This is a genomic window from Aeromonas sp. s3, from assembly GCF_040907805.1.
GTDB classification, from domain to species: domain Bacteria; phylum Pseudomonadota; class Gammaproteobacteria; order Enterobacterales; family Aeromonadaceae; genus Aeromonas; species Aeromonas dhakensis.
Map to the genome: position 1 here is coordinate 1 of NZ_JBFOCQ010000021.1, position 17,142 is coordinate 17,142.

At 60.1% G+C, this 17,142-nt stretch carries 14 protein-coding genes and 1 tRNA gene; 8 read left to right on the forward strand and 7 right to left on the reverse strand.

Features of this window, described 5'->3' with window-relative positions; all coding sequences use genetic code 11:
• Positions 1 to 182 precede the first annotated feature (182 nt).
• Together AB5Y98_RS10705 and tcdA are read left to right on the forward strand one after the other, a co-directional pair.
• Positions 183 to 259: transfer RNA gene (locus tag AB5Y98_RS10705), tRNA-Asp, on the forward strand.
• 167 nt (positions 260 to 426) lie between these two features.
• Positions 427 to 1,263: a tRNA cyclic N6-threonylcarbamoyladenosine(37) synthase TcdA gene (tcdA, locus tag AB5Y98_RS10710; protein ID WP_368231875.1), complete on the forward strand. Its 837-nt coding sequence runs from the start codon at positions 427 to 429 to the stop codon at positions 1,261 to 1,263.
• 21 nt (positions 1,264 to 1,284) lie between these two features.
• Here the strand turns inward: tcdA and AB5Y98_RS10715 are convergent, their stop codons facing one another.
• Both AB5Y98_RS10715 and AB5Y98_RS10720 read right to left on the reverse strand, forming a co-directional pair.
• Complete coding sequence (locus AB5Y98_RS10715; RefSeq protein WP_368231876.1) at positions 1,285 to 1,719, reverse strand: SufE family protein; 435 nt, start codon at positions 1,717 to 1,719, stop codon at positions 1,285 to 1,287.
• 13 nt (positions 1,720 to 1,732) lie between these two features.
• A complete protein-coding gene (locus AB5Y98_RS10720; protein ID WP_368231877.1) occupies positions 1,733 to 2,953 on the reverse strand; it encodes a cysteine desulfurase in 1,221 nt (406 codons plus the stop codon).
• A gap of 165 nt (positions 2,954 to 3,118) precedes the next feature.
• Between AB5Y98_RS10720 and rep the strand changes: the two genes are divergently transcribed.
• Positions 3,119 to 5,131 (forward strand): DNA helicase Rep, encoded by a 2,013-nt coding sequence (gene rep / locus AB5Y98_RS10725; protein ID WP_010635671.1) that lies wholly within the window; start codon positions 3,119 to 3,121, stop codon positions 5,129 to 5,131.
• A 10-nt stretch (positions 5,132 to 5,141) separates the two neighbouring features.
• On the opposite strand, the gene AB5Y98_RS10730 is transcribed toward rep, so the two are convergent.
• The 5 genes from AB5Y98_RS10730 to AB5Y98_RS10750 all read right to left on the reverse strand — a co-directional run bounded on the left by AB5Y98_RS10730 (position 5,142) and on the right by AB5Y98_RS10750 (position 11,192).
• The gene (locus tag AB5Y98_RS10730) at positions 5,142 to 7,415 is read right to left on the reverse strand and encodes an EAL domain-containing protein (protein WP_336291227.1); all 2,274 of its coding nucleotides are present in this window, start codon (positions 7,413 to 7,415) and stop codon (positions 5,142 to 5,144) included.
• An 85-nt stretch (positions 7,416 to 7,500) separates the two neighbouring features.
• Positions 7,501 to 7,956 carry a c-type cytochrome gene (locus tag AB5Y98_RS10735; RefSeq protein ID WP_336291228.1) on the reverse strand — a complete coding sequence of 152 codons (456 nt, stop codon included), beginning with the start codon at positions 7,954 to 7,956 and terminating at the stop codon, positions 7,501 to 7,503.
• 200 nt (positions 7,957 to 8,156) lie between these two features.
• Positions 8,157 to 9,185: an L-threonine 3-dehydrogenase gene (gene tdh, locus AB5Y98_RS10740; protein ID WP_005306946.1), complete on the reverse strand. Its 1,029-nt coding sequence runs from the start codon at positions 9,183 to 9,185 to the stop codon at positions 8,157 to 8,159.
• 56 nt (positions 9,186 to 9,241) lie between these two features.
• Positions 9,242 to 10,432: a glycine C-acetyltransferase gene (locus AB5Y98_RS10745; protein ID WP_368231878.1), complete on the reverse strand. Its 1,191-nt coding sequence runs from the start codon at positions 10,430 to 10,432 to the stop codon at positions 9,242 to 9,244.
• A gap of 115 nt (positions 10,433 to 10,547) precedes the next feature.
• The gene (locus tag AB5Y98_RS10750; RefSeq protein ID WP_005306940.1) at positions 10,548 to 11,192 is read right to left on the reverse strand and encodes a TetR/AcrR family transcriptional regulator; all 645 of its coding nucleotides are present in this window, start codon (positions 11,190 to 11,192) and stop codon (positions 10,548 to 10,550) included.
• Between the two features lie 154 nt (positions 11,193 to 11,346).
• Here AB5Y98_RS10750 and rfaD point away from each other — a divergent pair, with 154 nt between their 5' ends.
• From rfaD to AB5Y98_RS10775, 5 genes are all read left to right on the forward strand, one after another.
• Positions 11,347 to 12,303 carry an ADP-glyceromanno-heptose 6-epimerase gene (gene rfaD, locus AB5Y98_RS10755; protein WP_005306938.1) on the forward strand — a complete coding sequence of 319 codons (957 nt, stop codon included), beginning with the start codon at positions 11,347 to 11,349 and terminating at the stop codon, positions 12,301 to 12,303.
• A gap of 50 nt (positions 12,304 to 12,353) precedes the next feature.
• Positions 12,354 to 14,117: a polysaccharide deacetylase family protein gene (locus tag AB5Y98_RS10760; RefSeq protein ID WP_368231879.1), complete on the forward strand. Its 1,764-nt coding sequence runs from the start codon at positions 12,354 to 12,356 to the stop codon at positions 14,115 to 14,117.
• Positions 14,118 to 15,332 (forward strand): O-antigen ligase family protein, encoded by a 1,215-nt coding sequence (locus AB5Y98_RS10765; RefSeq protein ID WP_368231880.1) that lies wholly within the window; start codon positions 14,118 to 14,120, stop codon positions 15,330 to 15,332.
• Positions 15,329 to 15,994 (forward strand): glycosyltransferase family 25 protein, encoded by a 666-nt coding sequence (locus AB5Y98_RS10770; protein ID WP_368231881.1) that lies wholly within the window; start codon positions 15,329 to 15,331, stop codon positions 15,992 to 15,994. Before AB5Y98_RS10765 ends, AB5Y98_RS10770 begins: the two co-directional genes overlap by 4 nt.
• 74 nt (positions 15,995 to 16,068) lie before the next feature.
• The gene (locus AB5Y98_RS10775; protein WP_368231882.1) at positions 16,069 to 17,097 is read left to right on the forward strand and encodes a glycosyltransferase family 9 protein; all 1,029 of its coding nucleotides are present in this window, start codon (positions 16,069 to 16,071) and stop codon (positions 17,095 to 17,097) included.
• Positions 17,098 to 17,142 lie beyond the last annotated feature (45 nt).

Here is a 17,142-nt window from a genome sequence, read left to right on the forward strand (position 1 = left end):
CTGACCCCATGCCGAACTCAGAAGTGAAACGCTGTAGCGCCGATGGTAGTGTGGCATTCGCCATGCGAGAGTAGGACACTGCCAGGCACCCAATTAAACGGTGATGTGAAAGACATGACCGGCTGCGAGGATGACACCTCATAAAGAAGCGGCAAAAGATTTAGCGAAAGCTAACCGAATGCGGAGCGGTAGTTCAGTCGGTTAGAATACCGGCCTGTCACGCCGGGGGTCGCGGGTTCGAGTCCCGTCCGCTCCGCCACTAACAAGAAGCCCAGTCGAAAGACTGGGCTTTTTTTCGTCTCTACGATCTCTCTATCTCATCTCGGTTAGCCCGATTTCGTTGCTCCATCCCGTTTCATGTTTATCTGAAATTCGCCGCCGCCCATGGTTGTCGCTATAATGGCCGCCCTCAAGCAAGGTGGTGGTATGAAAGCAGAGTATCTACAGCGATTCGGGGGCATAGCCCGTCTTTATGGTCAGGGTGCACTTGGTTCCTTCAGCCAGGCGAGAGTCTGCGTGGTCGGGATCGGCGGCGTCGGCTCCTGGGCGGCTGAGGCGCTGGCCCGTGCCGGCATCAACCAGATCACCCTGATCGACATGGACGACATCTGCATCACCAACACCAACCGCCAGATCCACGCCATGCAAGGGACGGTTGGTCGCCTCAAGACGGAGGTGATGGCCGAGCGCATCCGTGCCATCAACCCGGATTGCGAGGTGATCGAGGTGGATGACTTCGTTACCGCCGACAACCTGGGCGAGCATATCAAGCGGGAGTTTGACTATGTGGTGGATGCCATCGACTCGGTCAAGGCCAAGGTGGCGCTGATTGCTTTCTGCAAGCGCAACAAGATCCCGGTGATAGTGGCGGGCGGTGCAGGCGGGCAGATGGACCCGACCCGGATCACCGTGGCCGATCTGGCCAAGACCATTCAGGATCCGCTGGCCGCCAAGGTGCGCTCTGACCTGCGCCGGCTACACAACTTCAGCAAGAATCCGGCGCGCAAGTTCGGGGTGGAGTGTGTCTTCTCAACCGAGCAGCTGAGTTATCCGGACGGCAATGGTGGCACCTGTCAGGCCAAGGCGGCCAGCGACGGCAATATGAAGATGGATTGCGCCTCTGGCTTTGGCGCCGTGACGCCGGTGACGGCCACCTTTGGCTTGGTCGCCGCCTCCCGAGTATTGAAGAAGATTGCCGAACGGGGAGCCCGTGCCGAGAAAGAGGCCGGCAATGAAGACACAGGGTCGATTGGTGAGGCCTGATCGACCACTGAACAAGGTGGGTTAGATTGCCTGCTCCCGGATCGCTAACACGATCGCTCTGAGCCCGTTGCCCCGCGACGGGCTCAGGTGTTTCTCGAGCCCTAGCTCGCTGAAATAGGTATCCATATCGAAATCCTGGATAGCGTCGGCAGCCTGATGGTTGAGCGCCGCCAACACGATGACGATGAGGCCACGCACGATGCGGGCATCGGAGTCGCAGGCAAAGTGCCAGTTGCCGTCCTCACTTTTTTCTCCCTTTAGCCAGGACTGGCTTTCGCACCCTTTCAAGCGGTGTTCTTCCTGTTGCCACTCTGCGGGCAAGGCGGGTAGCAGCTTGCCGAGCTGGATGATGAGGCGGTACTGGTTCTCCCAGCCGTTCGCCGCCGCAAACTGCTGGCGGATGGTATCGGCGTCGGGCTCAAGGCCGATCCGGGTATAGGTTACGAGGCTGTTCATTGGATTATCTGCCTTAGAAGAAGTCACTGAGTTTGTGCAGGGCGGCCAGCAGGGCGTCCACATCGTCCCGGTTGTTGTAGCAGGCCAGCGAGGCACGCATAGTGCCGCCAATACCGAGCGATTCCATCAGCGGCATGGCGCAGTGATGGCCGACCCGCAGGGCGATCCCCTGCATATCGAGCAGGGTGGCGGCATCCTGCGGGTGGATATCCCTTAGCAGAAAGGAGACTGCGCCGGCACGCTGACCGGGTTCGCCGACCAGATGTAGCCCCGGCACCTGCCGCAGGCCGGCGACCAGATAGTCGGTCAGCACAGCTTCATGGCTGGCCAGCAACCTCCGGTCTTGCTCCATCACAAAGTCGATGGCGGCAGCCAGGACGATGGCTCCGGCGATATGGGGGGTACCCGCCTCGAACTTGAAGGGCAGGTTATTGAAGGTAGTGCCACTGAATCTGACCCTGTCGATCATCTCACCGCCAGCCTGCCAGGGCGGCATCCGCTCCAGCAGCTCAGTTCGGCCCCACAGCACGCCGATGCCGGTCGGGCCGTAGAGCTTGTGGCCGGAGAAGGCATAGAAGTCGCAGCCGATGGCCTGCACATCTAGCTCCAGGTGAGCCACTGCCTGGGCGCCGTCGATCAGGGTCAGGGCACCGGCCGCCTTGGCGGCCGCCACTATCTGCTCAACTGGATTGACGGTACCGAGGGCATTGGAGACGTGAGCCACGCTCACCAGTCGGGTACGTGGTCCCAGCATGGCCAGATAGGCAGCTATGTCGAGATCGCCCCGCTCATCGAGGGGGATGACCCGGATCACGGCGCCGGTGCGCTGGGCGACCAGCTGCCAGGGGACGATATTGGCGTGGTGCTCCAGGGTGCTGAGGATGATTTCATCCCCCGCTTTGAGCTCGCTCATTCCCCAGCTATGGGCCACCAGGTTGATCGCCTCCGTGGTGCCGCGGGTCCAGATCACCTCGTGGCTGCGAGGGGCATTGATAAAGCGAGCGACAGTCTCGCGGGCATCTTCGAAGGCGCGGGTGGCCCGGCCGCTCAGGGCATGGGCGGCACGGTGCACATTGGCGTTGTCGGCCCGATAGTAGTGATTGATCGCATCCAGCACGGCTTGCGGCTTCTGGGTGGTGGCGGCATTGTCCAGATAGACCAGCGGGTGGCCGTTGACCTCCTGAGCCAAGGCCGGAAACTGGCTGCGCAGCCGGTCGTGCTGTTGCTGGTTCATGCTCCCCTCACTGTCTGGAAAAGTGGTCATCATCTCGAAAAGTCGGTCATGATCCTGAAAACCGCCGCCGAACACAAGGCATCTGGCGAGCTATTGCTCGATGGGGCTGGCCGGGTGATTTCTGTTACAATGCCGCCCCTCATCATAAGCCAAGAGGTCCGGCCCATGAAGCTCAACCCCAATCAGAACGAAGCGGTCAAGTATGTCTCCGGCCCTTGCCTGGTGCTGGCGGGTGCCGGATCGGGCAAGACCCGCGTCATCACCAACAAGATTGCCTATCTGGTGCAGCAGTGCGGCTACAACGCGCGCAACATAGCGGCGGTCACCTTTACCAACAAGGCGGCGCGGGAGATGAAGGAGCGGGTCGGCCAGACCCTGGGTCGCAAGGAGGCGCGGGGGCTGATGGTCTCCACCTTCCATACCCTGGGGCTCGAGATCATTCGCCGCGAGCACAAGAGCCTGAACCTCAAGGCCAACTTCTCCCTGTTCGACGACACCGATCAGCTGGCGCTGCTCAAAGAGCTGACCGAGGAAGAGCTCGACAACGACAAGGACAAGCTCTCGGCCCTCATCAGCCAGATCTCCAACTGGAAGAACGACCTTATCCTGCCTGCCCGGGCCATGCGCATCGCTCGCGGGCCGGAAGAGGTGTTGATGGCCCAGCTCTACGAGCGCTACCACCGCCAGATGGTGGCCTACAACGCGCTGGATTTCGACGACCTCATCGTGATGCCGACCCTGTTGCTCAAGAGCAACCAGGAGGTGCGCGAGCGCTGGCAGAACAAGATCCGCTATCTGCTGGTCGACGAATACCAGGACACCAACACCAGCCAGTACGAGCTGGTGAAGCAGATCGTCGGCGAGCGGGCTCGCTTCACCGTGGTGGGGGACGACGACCAGTCCATCTACTCCTGGCGTGGGGCCAAGCCGCAGAACCTGGTGCTGCTGAACGAAGATTTCCCCAATCTGCGGCTCATCAAGCTGGAGCAGAACTACCGCTCCAAGCGGCGCATCCTCAAGTGCGCCAACATCCTGATCGCCAACAACCCCCATGTCTACGACAAGGCGCTCTTCTCCGAGCTGGACGAGGGGGTAAAGCTCAAGGTGCTGTTTGCCAAGAACGAGGAGCACGAGGCGGAGCGCATCGCCGCCGAGCTGATGGGCCACAAGTTCATGAATCGCACCCGCTTCAAGGATTACGCCATCCTCTATCGGGGCAACCATCAGTCGCGCATCTTCGAGAAGGCGCTGATGACCAACCGCATTCCTTACCGCATCTCGGGGGGCACTTCGTTCTTCTCCCGCACCGAGATCAAGGACATCATGGCCTACCTCAAGTTGCTGGTGAATCCGGACGAGGACACCGCCTTCCTGCGAGTGGTCAACCTGCCGCGGCGCGAGATCGGTCCCACCACGCTCGAGAAACTGGGCCAGTACGCCAATCAGCGCGGCAAGAGCCTGTTTGCCGCCAGCTTCGAGCTGGGGCTGGAACAGCACCTATCCGGTCGTGGCCTCACCGCCCTGCAGGCTTTCACCAACTGGCTGGTGCGGCTCGGTGATCAGGCCCTGCGCGGCAACCCGGTGGAGGCGGTGCGGGACATGATCAAGGAGATCCACTACGAGGAGTGGCTCTACGAGACCTCCCCCAGCCCCAAGGCGGCCGAGATGCGGATGCAGAACGTCTCCACCCTCTATCGCTGGATCAGCGAGATGCTGGAGGGGGACGAACTGGAAGAGTCGATGACGCTCGCTCAAGTCGTGACCCGTCTCACTCTGCGCGACATGATGGAGCGCAACGAGGGGGAGGATGAGGCGGATCAGGTGCAGCTGATGACTTTGCACGCCTCCAAGGGGCTGGAGTTTCCCTATGTCTACATGGTGGGCATGGAGGAGGGTCTGCTGCCGCACCAGACCAGCATCGACGAGGACAACGTGGAGGAAGAGCGGCGCCTTGCCTATGTGGGGATCACCCGGGCCCAGACCGAGCTGACCTTCACCCTCTGCAAGGAGCGGCGCCAGTTTGGCGAGTCAGTGCGGCCGGAGCCGAGCCGCTTCCTGCTGGAACTCCCGCAGGATGACCTGGAGTGGGAAAACCAGAAGAAGGTGAGTGCGGAGGAGCGTCAGCAGAAGGGGCAGATGGCGGTAGCCAATCTGCGCGCCATGTTCAAGAAGGATTGAGTCGCTCCGCTTATTTGCTCTGGGTCAGCAGGGGCGTGATGTCGGCGCCCGGCATGGGTGGTGAAATGTAGCGCCCCTGGCCCATCAGGCAGCCCAGGTCGATCAGCTTCTGCAGTTGCTGCTGGTTCTCTATCCCTTCCACCACCAGGGTGAAGTCCAGATCCTGGCAGATGTCGCGCATGGCGCGAATGAGCGCCAGATCCTTGGGAGATTGCAGCATGCGATGGGTGAAGCTGTCATCCACCTTGATGTAGTCCACCGGGAAGTGGAACAGGGCATTGAGGGAAGAGAAGCCGGTACCGAAGTCATCCAGGCTGATCTGAATGCCCTTGGCCCTCAGCTCGTGCAGGGAGGTGAGGGCATCGGAATCCTGCCGTGACAACTCGCGCTCGTTGAATTCGAAAATCAGATAGCCGGGGGAGATCCCCTCGGATTCGATGATCTCGACCAGTTGCATGATCTGTTCATGGCTGACCAGATGCTTGCCGGACAGGTTGATGGCCACCTTGAACTTGCTCTGACCGGAGAGCGGCAGCCACTCCTTCAACTGCTGGCAGGTGTGGCGCAGGATCTGGTAATCCAGCTCCTGGATGAGGCCACACTGCTCCGCCAGCGGGATGAAGTCGAATGCGTCCTTGAGTACCCCCTCTTCGGTGATCCAGCGTGCCATGACCTCCAGCCCGGTCAGGCGGCTGTCCTTGAGCCGGATCACCGGCTGGAAATAGGGCACGATGCGGCCTGCCCGCAGCGCTCTGGCCAGCATCTCCTCCGGTGAGGCCCAGGTCTGGGCCGAACACTCCTCCGAATAGCTGACAATGCGGCTGCGGCCGTTGCGCTTGGCCTGGTACATGGCCAGATCGGCCTGATGAAGCAGCTGGCTGATGTCGGATGTCTGTTCCGACACGCTGGCCACTCCGAGACTCACCGTGATGCCGAGTTCGTTGCCCATCAGCCGGAAGGGATAGGAGAGGCGGCTGATGATGCGGTTGAGCACCGGGCTGATATCTTCCTCGGTTTTGCTGCTGTCCAGATAGATGACGAACTCGTCCCCCCCCAGTCTGGCCACCATGTCGTTTTGCCGGATGCAGGTTTGCAGGCGGCGGCTCATCTCCTTGAGCAGCTGGTCGCCGGCGCTGTGGCCGAGAGTGTCGTTGACCTGCTTGAAGTGGTCCACATCGATGAAGATCAGCGAAAACCCGGGCGACTTGTAGCGGTGAAAGTGGGTCATAGCGTGGTTGAGGTGGTTCATCAACAACGCCCGGTTGGGTAGCTGGGTCAGCGGGTCGTGCAGGGCATCGAACTGCAGCCGGCGTTCCAGCTCCTGGTGCTGCTTCAGCTGCTTCTGCAGTCTGAGGTTGGTCTGGCGCAACTGCTGCAACCGCTGGTTGATGGAGTCTTCCGAGTTGATGTCGTGCAGCTGCTGGCGGATCCGTCTCAGCTCCAGCAGCAGGGTCAGCTGGCTGCGCAGGAAGTCGAGAAACAGCCGGTCGTCGGTTTCCAGCGGTTGTTGCAGGCTGATGAGAAAGTGGGCGAAGTACTGCTGCTGTAGACGCAGCGGCTGGCTGTACCAGTAAAGCTGCTCCTTGTGCTGCTCAATGTTGTTGGTGCTGTGGCAGAGCCCAGTGATGAATTCGTCGCTGTGGTGGGGCAGTTCCGGGTAGATCTTCTCGAGCCGGTGGCTGTCGATGCGTACCAGCAGCATGTCCTGAATGGCGAGCATCTGGCGCAACACAGCCTCGAGTTGGGAGAAGAGCGCCTGGCTGGGCAGGGTATTGGCTAGTCGAATGATGCGGTTGATGCTCTCGATCTTTCTCTGCCAGTCCGGATCCTTGCGAATGAGCGGCGAGGCCAGCTCTGACAGCTGGGAGCCAGCCTGGGTCTCGTTCAGCCGTTTGGCCAGGCACTCCAGCAACAGGCGCAGTGTCGGCAGCTCCTTGGGCTGGCAGCAGGCCAGCAACCACTGGATCTGACCGTGTTCGACCGGCAGGGTGCACCAACCCTCGGCTTCGTCCAGCTGGGCCAGTTGATCCGTGATGCGTGACTCTTCCAGCCCCAGCTGCAGTTTGAAGCTGTCGGGGATCTGGTATTCACACACCCAGTGCAGTCCGGCTTCCGACAGGCCGAGCATGCCGAAATGTTGCAACGGACAGAGCTGGTTCAGCTGCTGGATAAGGGTGTCGTAATCTTTGGCGGTGGCGACGGAGGGGGCGGGGAAATCCATAATAGCGGAAACCAACGCCAGCAAGGGAGTCGAGTAATGTGGTGCTGTGGGTTGCGCTGACATGAGTGACTCCCGATTTATCTACCCTTCAAAGAGTAGTCGGAAGTCATCAGATTGAAAGGGCCGCATATGCGGCCCTTTCAATCACTTAGAGCTTGTCGATCATGTAGTGAATGGCGTTTTCGATCTCTTCATCGCTACAGGTGGCGCAAGTCCCTCTGGGTGGCATGACGCCGGTCTTGCCTGCGAAGCCGGCAATGGCATGTTTCTTAAGTGTTTCAATGCCTTGTGCGATACGAGGCTCCCAGGCAGCCTTGTCGCCGCGCTTGGGCGCGCCGGCGATGCCGGCATCGTGACAGGCGAAGCAGGCGCCCTTGAACACGGTCTCGCCATCGCGCGGGCCGGATGACGCGGCCGCCGCAGGGGCTGCGCCTGCGGTCGCAATCCCTTCCAGATCCTTGGCGGTATAGACCTGACCGACCGGCTTGATGCGCTCGGCAATGGCTTCCGGCGACATATCATCGGCAGCCAGCACGGCACCGGACAAACTGGCGGCCGTCATCCCGACCGCCAGCAAATAGCTCAGTTTTTTCAACACGCTCATGTACTCCCAGCAGGCTTTTATTATCCCTAGAAAACGACTGGATTATAACCGAATAGTTACAGCCATTTAAACGCTTGTGTGTGAAGTGTTAAGCACTCTGCGTGCAAAGTTTCTTCGTCGGATCACAAACTGGCGAGGCCGGCCTGCAAAAAAGAAACCCGGTTTTCACCGGGTTTCATCTGATTGACGTGCTGAAAGGCTTATTTGTCCCAGCTGAGGATCACCTTGCCGGACTGGCCGGAGCGCATGGCATCGAAGCCCTGCTGGAAGTCGTCGATGTGGAAGCGATGGGTAATGATGGGGGAGAGATCGAGCCCGGATTGGATCAGGCTCGCCATCTTGTACCAGGTCTCGAACATCTCGCGGCCGTAAATCCCCTTGATGAACAGTCCCTTGAAGATCACCTTGCCCCAGTCGATGGCCATGGTGGCGGGGGGAATGCCGAGCATGGCGATTTTGCCGCCGTGGTTCATCTTGTCGATCATGTCCTGGAAGGCGGAGGGGACGCCGGACATCTCCAGCCCCACGTCGAACCCCTCGGTCATGCCAAGCTCGCTCATCACGTCGGAGAGCTGCTCCTTGGCCACGTTGACGGCGCGGGTGGCGCCCATCTTGCGGGCCAGCTCGAGCCGGTATTCGTTGACGTCGGTGATCACCACGTGACGGGCACCCACATGTCGGCAGACGGCGGCTGCCATGATGCCGATGGGGCCGGCGCCGGTGATCAGCACGTCTTCACCCACCAGGTCGAAGGAGAGGGCGGTGTGCACCGCGTTGCCGAACGGATCGAAGATGGCGGCCAGCTCATCCGGGATGTTGTCCGGCAGCTTGAAGGCGTTGAAGGCCGGGATCACCAGGTACTCGGCAAAAGCGCCGGGGCGGTTGACACCGACGCCTATGGTGTTGCGGCACAGGTGGGTGCGGCCGGCACGGCAGTTGCGGCAGTGGCCGCAGGTGATGTGGCCTTCGCCGGAGACCCGGTCACCGACCGCGAAGCCGCGCACTTCCTGGCCCACGGCGACCACTTCACCGACGTATTCGTGGCCGACCACCATGGGCACCGGGATGGTCTTCTGTGACCATTCGTCCCAGTTGTAGATGTGGATATCGGTGCCACAGATGGCAGTCTTGCGGATCTTGATGAGCAGGTCGTTGTGGCCGAGTTCTGGGGCCGGTACGTCCGTCATCCAGATGCCGACTTCTTTGTGCAGTTTGGAGAGTGCTTTCATGGTTGTTCCTTCACGATGAACGCAGAAAAAAGGGGCGCCGGGCCCCTTGATTCAAATCAGATGATGCCGAGTTCGCGGCCGATGCGAATAAAGGCATCGATGGCCTGATCCAGCTGTTCGCGGGTATGGGCGGCGGACATCTGGGTGCGGATGCGGGCCTGGCCCTTGGGCACGACCGGGAAGGAGAAGCCCACCACATAGATGCCGGCGGCCAGCATGCGGCTCGCCATCTCGGCTGCCAGCTTGGCGTCCCCCAGCATCACCGGGATGATGGCGTGATCGGCGCCAGCCAGAGTAAAACCGGCGGCGCTCATCCGCTCGCGGAAGTACTGGCTGTTCTCCTTCAGGCGGGCACGCAGATCGTGGCCGTCGGCCAGCATGTCGATCACCTTGATGGTGGCGGCGACGATGGAGGGGGCCAGCGAGTTGGAGAAGAGGTAGGGGCGGGAGCGCTGACGCAGCCAGTCGATCACCTCTTTCTTGCCGGAGGTGTAACCGCCGGAGGCGCCGCCGAGCGCCTTGCCCAGGGTGCCGGTGATGATGTCGACCCGCTCCATCACGCCACAGTATTCGTGGGTGCCGCGGCCGTTCTCACCGATGAAGCCGACGGCATGGGAGTCATCCACCATCACCAGCGCATCGTACTTGTCAGCCAGATCGCAGATGGATTTGAGGTCGGCGATGACGCCATCCATGGAGAAGACGCCGTCGGTGGCGATCAGCTTGAAGCGGGCACCATCGGCATCGGCCTGCTTGAGCTGGGCTTCCAGCTCGGCCATGTCATTGTTGGCGTAGCGATAGCGCTTGGCTTTGCACAACCGGACCCCGTCGATGATGGAGGCGTGGTTGAGGGCATCGGAGATGATGGCGTCTTCGGCGCCGAACAGCGTCTCGAACAGACCGCCGTTGGCATCGAAGCAGGAAGAGTAGAGGATGGTGTCTTCGGTGCCGAGGAAGGTTGACAGCTTCTGCTCCAGCGCCTTGTGCTGATCCTGGGTGCCGCAGATGAAACGGACCGAGGCCATGCCGAAGCCGTGGCTGTCCAGCCCCTGGTGGGCCGCCTCGATCAGATCGGGGTGGTTGGCCAGCCCCAGATAGTTGTTGGCACAGAAGTTCAGCACCTGTTTGCCGCCCACCGCAATCCGGGCCTGCTGGGCCGAGGTGATGACGCGTTCCTGCTTGTACAATCCTTCAGCCTGGACCTGCTCAAGCTGCTCGGTCAGGTGACGATAGAATCCGTTAGACATCCTCGATCCTCATTGGCTATTTCAGCTGCGTATCAACAGAGGACGACATTTTACTGCAATCTGTTGCGGCGAATTCAAATTATTGTGCTGATGTTCAACAAATGTGAAACAGATCTCACCCAGCTGGTTGGGCCAGTTGACGGTAATGTTGCTCCAGCTGGCGGATCTGTTCGGCCACCTGCGGCTGCACATAGGGGCGCAGCAGAAACAGCACCCGCAAGACGCCCTGATAGAGCAGCGGCTTGGTGATGCGGGTGCTGGGAGCCTGGGCGATCTGGAACGGGATCCAGCAGGTCACCACCATCTTGATGGTCTGGCCCAGATCCGGCAGATCCTCGTCGCTGACGTCTATGATGCCGCCCTCGCGCAGGCTTCTGAGCAGGGCCACCACGGCGGCGCGTAGCTGCTCCTGGGCCTTGAGGTACTTCTGCTGCAGCGGCTCGTCGCGACTGAGAATGTCCGGCAGGTTGGCGTAGAAAAAGCGGAACTGCCACATCAGATAGAAGATGGCATCCAGATAGCCCATCAGGTTTTCCAGCTTGATCTCGTCGCTGCGGGCCGGCGTGAAGCTCTCGCTCAGGTGACGGGCGTACTGGTCGAAGATGGAGTGGATGATGTCTTCTTTATTGCGGAAGTGGTAATAGAGGTTGCCCGGGCTGATGCCGAGGTGGGCGGCAATGTGGTTGGTGGTGATGTTGCGCTCACCCTGATCGTTGAACAGCTCGGTGGCGCTGTGAATGATCCTGTCTCTGGTTTTCATCGCTGCTCCCTCTGCCGGGTCCCGGGGGCGATCTCGTCAAGGTCGAATCCCCCTGCGGCCCGTGATAAACTTTTCGGCAATTTTAAATTGGCTCACTATACACAGCTTTAACAGGCAGTCACATGTGACCATCAACGTACGCGAGGCAAACTCCATGATCGTAGTAACTGGCGGTGCTGGCTTTATCGGCAGCAATCTGGTCAAGCAGCTGAACGCTCAAGGACGGACCGACATCGTGGTCATCGATGATCTGACCGACGGCACCAAGTTCGTCAATCTAGTCGATCTGACCATTGCCGATTACATGGATAAGGATGAGTTCCAGGCGCGGATCGTCTCCGGTGACGAGTTTGAAGAGTGGGACGGCATCGAGGTGATCTTCCACGAAGGTGCCTGCTCCGCCACCACCGAGTGGAACGGCAAGTTCATCATGGAGGTCAACTACGAGTACTCCAAGGATCTGTTCCACTACTGCATCGAGCGGGAAATTCCGTTCATCTATGCCTCTTCCGCCGCGACCTACGGCGGGCGCAACGACAACTTCATCGAAGATCCCAAGTTCGAGCAGCCGCTCAACGTCTACGGCTACTCCAAGCAGCTGTTCGACCAGTATGTGCGCCGCTGGATGCCGGAGATCAACTCTCAGGTAGTCGGCCTCAAGTACTTCAACGTCTATGGCCCGCGCGAGCAGCACAAGGGCTCCATGGCCTCGGTTGCCTTCCACCTCAACACCCAGGTGAAGAAGGGCGAAAATCCCAAGCTGTTCGAAGGCTGCGACGGTTTCCCCAACGGCGGTCAGATGCGCGACTTCATCTATGTGGATGACGTCTGCAAGGTGAACCTCTGGTTCTGGCAGAATCCGCAGCACTCCGGCATCTTCAACTGCGGTACCGGCCGGGCCGAGCCGTTCCAGAACGTGGCCGAGGCGGTGATCAAGCATCACCAGAAGGGCGCCGTCGAGTACATTCCCTTCCCGGATCACCTCAAGGGCCGCTATCAGAGCTTCACCCAGGCGGACATGACCAAGCTGCGCGGTGTCGGCTATGACGCCGAATTCAAGACCGTGGCCGAAGGCGTGGCCGACTACATGGCCTGGTTGAACCGGGCTTGATCCCCCTCTGACGGGTGGCTGCTGGCCACCCGTCGTTCGGATACCCTCCCATGAATATATTGATGGCACTCTCCCAGCTCGAAGTGACGGGAGCTGAGGTCTATGCCACCACGGTCGGTAACGAATTGACCCGGCGTGGCCACCAGGTTTTCTACGTATCGGACACCCTGACCAAGCCCACGCTGGGCCAGGTATTCAAGCTGCGATTCAACAAGCGCAGCATACTGCGCCGCTTCTGGCACGTGTTTTATCTCGTCTACCTGATCAAGAAGCATCATATCCAGTTGGTGCACGCCCACTCGCGCGCCTCCGGTTGGAGCAGCTATGTGGCCTGCAAGCTGACCGGCACTCCCATGATCACCACGGTACACGGGCGCCAGCCGGTGCATGCCTCCCGCAAGGCTTTTCATGCCCTCGGTTTTCGGGCGGTGGCAGTGTGCGAAGATATCGCCAGCCAGATCATCGACAACCTGGGGGTGGATCCGGCCATCGTACAGGTGCTGCGCAACGGTATCGAGACCGACAAGTTCCAGCCCGTGTCGGCTCCGGACAACGCCAAGCCGGTGATCGCCATCATAGGTCGGCTCAGCGGCCCCAAGGGGGAGCTCTGCTACCGGTTGCTGGATGAAGTGCTGGATCTGGATGCCTGCCAGGTGAAGGTGGTGAGTGGCAGCCAGCTGCCCGAGCGCTTCGTGCGTTTTCGTGACCGGGTCGATTTCGTCGGTTACGTAGAGGATGTCCCTGCCCTGATGGCGCAATGCGATCTGGTGATCGGTGCCGGTCGGGTAGCGATGGAAGCCCTGTTGTGCGGTCGTCCGGCGTTTGCCATCGGCGAGGCCAAGGCCATCGGCCTGGTGACCGGGCAGAATCTGGATGAGGCGCTGGCCAGCAACTTCGGCGACATAGGCCCCAGGGATCTGGCTATCGATTTTGCCGCGCTGAAGACGCAGATTGCCCCGGCCCTGGCCAGCGGCAGCGTCTCCGACGTTATCCGTCAGCGCATTCAGGCCGAGTATGGCTTGGCAGGAGTCGTCTCCGGGCTGGAGTCCATCTATCAGGATGCGGTGGTCGAAACCCTGCGCCGCGAGATGCCGGTCATCATGTACCACCGCTTTATCGAACACGAGAGCGAGAAGGGGGTGCATGGTACCTGGATGCCGATCGCCATGTTCGAGAAGCACCTGCGCCTGATGAAGTGGCTGGGTTATGAGACCCTGACCTTTCGCGACCTGGCGGACAAGGGGTTCATCCATCGTCTGCAATACGGCAAGAGATACCTGATGATCACGGCTGACGACGGCTATCAGGACAACCTGACCCGCATGCTGCCGCTGCTGGAAAAATATGGTTACAAAGCCGTGGTATACGTGGTCACGGGGGAAGGGTATAACCGCTGGGACGTGGAGCAGGCGAGCAACCCGGACACCCGGGTGGACCTGATGAATGGCGAGCAGCTCAAGGCGCTGGTGGCCTCCGGCCATGTGGAGATCGGCGGCCATACCCTGACCCACCCCAGGTTGAGCAAGCTTGCACCCGAGCAGCAAGCCCATGAAATACAAGAGAACAAGCGGCAACTCGAGACTCTGCTTGGCCACCCTTTGCTGTCGTTCGCCTACCCTTATGGGGATATGGATGAGAGCGCCAAGGCGCAGGCGATGGCGGCGGGCTACCGTTTTGCCGTGGCCACCAACAGCGGGCCCAGAGCCATGCACCAGGACCCCTTCCGGATCCGCCGCATTGCCATCTTCCCCCGTACCGATGTGTTTGGCCTATGGCGCAAGATCCGGGGTAACTATGTCTTCAGGAAGTCGTGATTGATGCTCAGCAGAAGCCTCGTTTTGCTCGATAAGGTGACGACAGCCCTGTTCGGACTGACCATCATCTTTGCCTTTTGCGGCCTGTTTCTGGTGCCAGCCGGCCAGAGCATGCAATCCAACCTGCTGGCGGTGACCGGGATCTTCGGTCTGTTGAACTACTTTGTCGGCAAGCAGCGGGATGTTGGGCTCAGGGATCGACGGGTTCTCTTGGGTCTGCTTGTGTACGCCGTCATGATCTTCGTGAACCGATTGATCCATGGCGATCAGTACGGGGTGATGCGAGGGCTGTTTTATGTCGCTGTCTTCGCGCTGATGATGCCGCGCAAACCCGTGCTGCTGATGCTGGGGTACCTGGCCATCGTGCTGGGTGGCGTCGGGCTCGGGATCCTCAGCTTCTGGCAGTACCATCACGGTATCGTCAGGGTGGAGGGCTTCACCAATGCCATTCTCTTCTCGCAGGCGGCACTTGCCCTGGCGATTCTCAACTGGTTTGTCTTTCAGCAGGGGCAACTGGCCGCCTGGCTGAGAGGGGGGGCTCTGGTTGGCCTGCTCGCTGCCCTGTTTGCGCTGTATCTCTCCCAGAGTCGGGGGGTCTGGCTCGCCTTCGGGATCATCCTTGCCTACGTCATCTGCTACAAGGCCTACTTCAAACCCTGGAAATACATTGCCGTCGCCGTGCTCTGCATGGCCACGTCAGGTGCCATCTATCAGGCCAATCAACTGGTACAGGAGCGGGTTGCCGAAGCTGTGTCGGATCTTCAATCGGCAGAGAACGGCTCTTATGAGTCATCCTGGGGCCTGCGGGTGATTGCCTGGCAGAGCGCCTGGCTGGGCTTTCTGGATTCGCCGGTCGTCGGGGTGGGTACCGATGGCTTTGATGCGCTGAAGCAGACTCAGGTCAGCAATCATCAGATTTCCCAACTAATTTTGCATCCGTCGCTGGCTCATTCCCATAACCAGTACATGCAGAACCTGGTGATCCGGGGTGGCATCGGCTTTGTCGCGCTGCTGGTTTTTCTGGGATGGCCTATCTATCTTGCCGCGACCAATATCAGCAAGATTTCCGCCGGGGTGCTGGTGCCGCTGGCGTTTTCAGTTAATTCATTGAGCGATGTGCCGTTTGAGCATCAAGGGGAGCTCTATCTGTACACGCTCAGCCTGGTTTTCATCTGGTTTGCCCATGAGTTGAAAAAGGATACCCGTACGTCATGATTCCAGTTTTTGTCATCAGTCTGACTCGTAGCGTTGAACGCAGGGCCATGGTTGTACAGCAGATGGCGCATTTGGGCATAGATTTCGAATTTGTAGACGCAACCGACGGGAAGGCGTTGAGCAGTGCCGAACTGGCCAAGGTGGATTTTGAACTGGCCAAAAAGGTGTGTGGCCATGCGCTGAGCTTTGGCGAGATAGGTTGTGCCATGAGCCATATCCGGCTTTATGAGCGCATCGTCGCCGAGGGCATTGAGCGTTGCGTGGTGCTGGAGGATGACATCTACCTGCACATGCACAGCAAAGCCATCATCGAGGCCATAGTGCACTCCTGCAGATCGGAAATCGTCTTCCTGCACCATGGTAAAGCCAAACGCTGGCCGTTCCTATCATCCCTGCCGGGTGGTTATCGACTTGCCAGATACCTGACCCCCAGTCGCACCTCCAAACGAGGTGTGCTCTCTACCGCAGGGTATGTGCTGAGCCTGACCGGGGCCAAGAAGCTGTTGCAGTGCGCCTATCCGCTGCGGATGCCTTCCGACTATCTAACCGGCCGGTTGCAGCTCAATGGCCTGACCGCATCCGGGGTGGAACCCAGCTGTCTGGATGTGGATCTGTTCACCACCACCATAGATGACAGGGCCTACGGCCACTATCTGAAATAGGGCGGAGTGTGCCGACGGCGGGTCGGCACCCTGCAGGCCTTGCCAAAGCAGCGGCCACACATGCTGGATGACCCATGAACCTCAAAAAGTTGCTTACCCATTCCATTGCCAGATGGCTGATTGGCAGAGAGCCTGACGCCGCCCCATGCCCTGCCGGAGCGCAGGTGGAGAGAGTGCTGGTGGTCGGTTATGACGCCATCGGCGACTTCATTCTTACCCTGCCCGCCATCGCTCGGCTCAGGGAGATGTACCCCGCCGCGCGCCTCGAGCTGGTGTGCAGCCGGCGCAACCAGCTGCTGGCGGCATCGGTCGCCGGGATCGACGAATGTCACGTGATCACCCTCAACGACACCCTGTTGCCGGTGAGCATGTGGTGCAAGCTGCGTGAACTCAGGCAGCGGCGATATGACCTGGTGATCAATCTGTTTGACGAGCCTGACGATATCGCCATGGCCAAGTTGCTGTTGCTGGCCAACGGGCGCTTGCAGTCGTTGCCCCTGCGCTTCAAGAGCGAAGGGCAGCAGAAGTTGCTGCCGCTGTTCAACCAGAAGGCCACCATAGTGTCGTCACGTCCCAGCCGGGATCACTTCGTCTATCGCATGCTCAGCGTGACCGGCGAGCAGACCGGGGTGCCGGTCTGCATACCGTCCCCCTGCAATGAGCAGCTGGATACCCGTGCGTATGGCCGTTATCTGCTGGTCAACCTGACGGGCAGCCAGGTCGGCAACTCGATGACGGAGGCGCAGATTGACGGCATCCTGGCGCAGTTGCCTGCCTATGAGGGGGTCTCCTACCTGGTCTTCTCCAGGCTGCCCGTGGTCTGTTCACGACAAGACATGAGAGCGCTGTTTCCCGACACCATTCTCGATGCCGCCAAGATCATCAAGGATGCGCGAGGGGTCATCTCCACCGATACCTCCATCATCCATATCTCCTCTTCCTTCGGGGTGCCCACCCTGGTGTTGATGAACAACGAGCGCTGGCGCGATGCCTTCATCCCGCTGGCGGGTCGCAACATCATCCTGCGCTCGACCACGGATCAGCTGGCGGCCCTGTCGCCGGCCGAGATCAGTCGTCAGGTCGATGCCCTGATGGCGCTCTAGCCGCGTCAGGCTGGTATTATCCTTCTCCCAATTCAACGGCCCTTC